General features: G+C 69.5%; 4 protein-coding genes. 1 reads left to right on the top strand and 3 read right to left on the bottom strand.

What is annotated here, in order from left to right; all coding sequences use genetic code 11:
* Positions 1–106: 106 nt before the first annotated feature.
* The 3 genes from P2P98_RS07760 to P2P98_RS07750 all read right to left on the bottom strand — a co-directional run bounded on the left by P2P98_RS07760 (position 107) and on the right by P2P98_RS07750 (position 2,773).
* Positions 107–709: a class I SAM-dependent methyltransferase gene (locus P2P98_RS07760; protein ID WP_275798737.1), complete on the bottom strand. Its 603-nt coding sequence runs from the start codon at positions 707–709 to the stop codon at positions 107–109.
* Positions 710–897: 188 nt separating this feature from the next.
* Positions 898–1,542 (bottom strand): CE1759 family FMN reductase, encoded by a 645-nt coding sequence (locus P2P98_RS07755; protein WP_275798735.1) that lies wholly within the window; start codon positions 1,540–1,542, stop codon positions 898–900.
* A 1-nt stretch (position 1,543) separates the two neighbouring features.
* Complete coding sequence (locus tag P2P98_RS07750) at positions 1,544–2,773, bottom strand: LLM class flavin-dependent oxidoreductase (RefSeq protein WP_275798733.1); 1,230 nt, start codon at positions 2,771–2,773, stop codon at positions 1,544–1,546.
* Positions 2,774–2,910: 137 nt separating this feature from the next.
* On the opposite strand from P2P98_RS07750, the gene P2P98_RS07745 reads away from it, so the two are divergent.
* Positions 2,911–3,996, top strand: a complete 1,086-nt coding sequence (locus tag P2P98_RS07745; protein ID WP_275798731.1) for an acyltransferase family protein — start codon at positions 2,911–2,913, stop codon at positions 3,994–3,996.
* Positions 3,997–4,010: the final 14 nt, after the last annotated feature.

Raw genomic sequence — 4,010 nt, 5'->3', positions numbered from 1 at the left:
CAAGCTCAGGGACCTCGCGCCGACTCGGGAACCTCGCGCCGGCTCAGGGACCTCGCTGGCTCAGACACCACACTCTGGAGCGCGGCACTCTGAAGCGCGCGAGCGATCAGCGCGCGCGCACCGCATACAGCAGCGTGTCGATCGCGGCGGCCGCGTGCCCGTCGCGCAGCTCGGCATCCGCACTCGTCCGGGTGATGCGCTCGCACCGTTCGATGCGGAACCTCTCGTCGAGCGCGCCGCGCAGCAGCTCGGGCGTGTACAGGATCGCGGGATCGGACGGTCCGTGACCGCCCGCCGCGATGTTCTCGACGTCGTGGCCGATGACCACGAGCGCACCCCCGGGCTTCACCCACGTCGCCATCCGCGCGACGGCCGCCGCGCTGTCGGTCAGGTGCAGGTAGCACGACACGACGAGATCCACGGATGCCGCGGGCTCCCACTCGTGCACGTCTGCGCGCACCCACGCCACGGCGTCGCCACCGGGACGGGCCGCGGCGAGCGCGAGGCCCTCGCCCGAGAAGTCGACGCCGGTGCAGGTCCAACCTCGCTCGGCGAGCCACACGGCGGTGCGTCCGTCACCCGTCGCCACATCGATCGCCGTCGAGGGCGCGAGGCCCGCGAGGATCTCCCGTACGGCGGCGGGTGGCTCGGCGGCCCAGACTCCCCCGGCGGAGGCGCGATAACGCTCGTCCCACTGCGCGGCATCCATTCGGCTCCCTTTCGTCGCCCCCACCCTAGAGTCACCGGCCCGAGCACAGCGGATTCGGACCCACGCAATGGAATCGGATGCCAGCGCCCGAGTGGTCCGATTCCGGTGCACCGATCCGATTCGACGCACATAGGCCCACGGCATGACGCCCCGCCGCCCACACGGGCGACGGGGCTTCGATCACGGGATCACTCGCCCGACAGACCGCCCAGCAGGTGGCCGAACGACCGGCCCTCGCCGAGGTACGACGAGGGATCGAACGGGTCGGCGTCGCGGACGGGCTCACGCGCGGCGATGGCATCCGCGAACTCGCGGGCTCCGCGCTCGACGCGCGAACCGAGCGGGGCGACCTCGTCGGCGTTCGCACCCCAGTCGCTGGAGGCCGCGAACACGCCGGTCGGCACGGGATTGGCGTGCAGGTAGGTGAACAGCGGACGTATCGCGTAATCGATCGCGAGCGAGTGACGCGCGGTACCGGCGTTCGCGCCGATCAGCACCGGGGTGCCGGTGAGCGCCTGCGGGTCGAGCACGTCGATGAACGACTTGAACAGTCCCGAGTAGCTCGTCGAGAAGATCGGCGTGACGGCGATGATGCCGTCGGCCGACACGACCGTGTTGATCATCTGCTCCAGCGGCGCCGGAGCGAAGCCGGTGAGCAGATTGTCGGTGAGGTCGTGCGCGTAGTCGCGCAGCTCGAACACGTCGGAGGTCGCGTCGATTCCGCGGGCGCGGAGCTCGGCGAGCGCCGCGTGAGCGAGCCGGTCACCGAGCATGCGCGTCGACGAGGGGGTCGACAGGCCCGCGGTCACGACCGCGATACGGCGAGCGGACATGTCAGGCACCCACCTTCGTCGCGGCCGCGCCGAAAGCGCTGCCCGAGCGAGGCGCGGCATCCTGGTACGGGCTGCCCGCGACCATGTTGTCGCCGCGGTTCGCGCCGGGAACGGCCTGGCGCGGGGCGGCACCGGCGTAGATCTTCTCGACCAGGTTGGCGTGCGTGGGCGCGTCGGGGACCTCGGCCGGACGGTTCACCTGCAGCTCCTTGCGCAGCACCGGGACGACCTCGGAGCCGAGGATGTCGAGTTGTTCGAGCACCGTCTTCGTCGGGAGACCGGCGTGGTCGATGAGGAACAGCTGGCGCTGGTAGTCGCCGAACGTCTCACGCATCGCGGCGTAGCGGTCGATGACCTGCTGCGGCGAGCCGACGGTCAGCGGGGTCATCTCGCTGAAGTCCTCGAGGCTCGGGCCGTGGCCGTACACCGGGGCGTTGTCGAAGTAGGGGCGGAACTCCTTCACGGCATCCTGCGAGTTCGACCGCATGAACACCTGCCCGCCGAGGCCGACGATCGCCTGCTGGGGCGTGCCGTGACCGTAGTGCGCGAAGCGCTCGCGGTACAGCGTGATGAGGCGCTGGTAGTGCTCCTTGGGCCAGAAGATGTTGTTCGCGAAGAAGCCGTTGCCGTAGTAGGCGGCCTGCTCGGCGATCTCGGGCGTGCGGATCGAGCCGTGCCAGACGAACGGCGGCACGCCGTCGAGCGGACGCGGGGTCGAGGTGAAGCCCTGCAGCGGCGTACGGAACTTGCCCTCCCAGTCGACGACGTCCTCGCGCCACAGCTTGTGCAGCAGGTCGTAGTTCTCGATGGTCAGCGGCAGGCCCTGACGGATGTCCTTGCCGAACCAGGGGTAGACCGGGCCGGTGTTGCCGCGGCCGAGCATGAGGTCGGCGCGGCCGCCCGACACGTGCTGCAGCATCGCGAAGTCCTCGGCGATCTTCACCGGGTCGTTCGTGGTGATGAGCGTGGTCGAGGTCGTGAGGATGAGGCGCTCGGTCTGAGCGGCGATGTACGCGAGCGTCGTCGTGGGCGATGACGACCAGAACGGCGGGTTGTGGTGCTCCCCGAGGGCGAAGACGTCGAGTCCCACCTCTTCGGTGTGCTTGGCGATCGTGAGGGTGTCCTTGATGCGCTGGGCCTCGCTCGGCGTCTTGCCCGTGGTGGGGTCTTGGGTGATGTCGCTCACCGTCATGACGCCGAACTGCATTCCGGACCAGGTGTTCTCACTCATGATGCGCCTCCTATTTGTATGCATCTGAATATACATGGTGGAACGCACCACGCCGAGGTTTATTCCGCCGTACCTCATCGGCATCCCGAATCCACCCCCGTGGACCCACCCTCACGCCGCGATTATCGTCGCCGGGGATGACGGATGCCATGACCCCGCCCCACGCGACGTCTCGCGCGACAACCCGCACCCCGTTCTGGGACAACGCCCGCTTCGCCGCGATCGTGCTGGTCGTCTTCGGCCACGCGATCCAACGCCTGACCTACGACTCGGATGCCGCCGAGGCGCTGTACCTGCTCGTGTACGCGTTCCATATGCCGCTCTTCGCGCTGATCGCGGGCTATTTCTCGTCGTCCGCCGAACCGACGCGGCGCCGCATGGCGCGCCTGTTCACCGACCTCATCGCGCCGTACCTGATCTTCGAGACGCTGTGGACGATCACGCAGTTCCTCGTGACGGGGAGAACGAACCTCGATCCGGCGCAACCGTCGTGGACCCTGTGGTTCCTGCTCGCCCTCGCGTTGTTCCGACTCGTGCTGCCGTACCTCGCGCTGCTTCGCGCACCCGTGGTGTGGGCCCTGGCGATCTCGGTCGCCGCCGGGTACCTGTCGAGCATCGACTCGACGTTCTCCGTGTCGCGCTTCCTCGGCCTCCTGCCGTTCTTCGCCCTCGGGTGGTGGTTGCGCGAGCACGACGTGGTCGCGCGCACGGGGCTGCTCGCCGCCCGACCGGTGTGGCTGCGCATCGCCGCGTGTGCGGTGCTCGCCGGCGCCGGCGCGCTCGCCCTCGTGTTCGTCGACACGTGGCGCGACGTGCGCCTGGGCACGTGGTTCTTCTTCGTCGATCCGTATGTCGACCTCGACGCCCCGCAGTGGTGGGCCGGCGGCATCCGGCTGGCGATCATCGCCCTGGCGCTCATCCTGATGACGGCGTTCCTGCTGCTCGTCCCCCGCGGCGAGACCCGCTGGACGCACCTCGGGCGCTACACGATGTACGTCTACCTGCTGCACACGTTCGTGCTCTATCCGTTCCGCCAGTCGGGCGTGCTGCGGGGACTCGAGCCGTCGTGGCTGTGGATCGCGGTGGTCGCCGTCGCGAGCGTGGTCATCGCGGTAGCCCTGTCGAGCCGCCCGATCCGGCGCCTCACGCGCCCGCTGGTGGAACCCCGGATGCCGTGGCTCTTCCGCGACCGCGAGCTCGGCGCGGGACGCGGGGCGCGGTAGGCGCGTCGACGCCG

The organism is Microbacterium sp. Kw_RZR3, assembly GCF_029222405.1.
In the GTDB taxonomy this organism is placed as follows: Bacteria; Actinomycetota; Actinomycetes; order Actinomycetales; family Microbacteriaceae; genus Microbacterium.
This window is presented reverse-complemented; position numbering and strand designations above follow the sequence as displayed.

Coding starts and splice junctions, on each gene's coding strand:
- P2P98_RS07760 (WP_275798737.1), bottom strand. CDS start 709: ATGGATGCCGCGCAGTGGGACGAGCGTTATCGCGCCTCCGCCGGGGGA.
- P2P98_RS07755 (WP_275798735.1), bottom strand. CDS start 1,542: ATGTCCGCTCGCCGTATCGCGGTCGTGACCGCGGGCCTGTCGACCCCC.
- P2P98_RS07750 (WP_275798733.1), bottom strand. CDS start 2,773: ATGAGTGAGAACACCTGGTCCGGAATGCAGTTCGGCGTCATGACGGTG.
- P2P98_RS07745 (WP_275798731.1), top strand. CDS start 2,911: ATGACGGATGCCATGACCCCGCCCCACGCGACGTCTCGCGCGACAACC.